The sequence below is a fragment of the Acinetobacter sp. GN11 genome, from assembly GCF_054823985.1.
The window spans coordinates 1-259 of sequence record NZ_JRVL01000343.1; the positions used below are offsets into that span (position 1 = coordinate 1).

Annotated in this window: 1 protein-coding gene; it reads right to left on the minus strand. The window is 35.1% G+C overall.

Features of this window, described 5'->3' with window-relative positions:
- The coding region (locus NL42_RS19075) for a cold-shock protein (RefSeq protein WP_461313945.1) at positions 1-186 on the minus strand (186 nt) is incomplete at its 3' end.
- Positions 187-259 lie beyond the last annotated feature (73 nt).

Genomic DNA, 259 nt, shown 5'->3' on the forward strand with positions numbered 1-259 from the left:
GCCTTTTTGGCCTTGTGCAACACTGAATTCAACACGTTGACCTTCAGCAAGAGTTCTGAAACCTGAGTTAGCGATTTCGCTAAAATGAGCGAAAACGTCTGGTCCTGATTCTGGTTGGATAAAACCGAAACCTTTAGCTTCGTTAAACCACTTAACAGTACCTTTCATGATATTTGAATTAGACATAATACATCCTAGTTTTTTTAAAAATTTAAACCATTTTATTGGTTATGAGTAACATCGAAATAATAAAGAATGG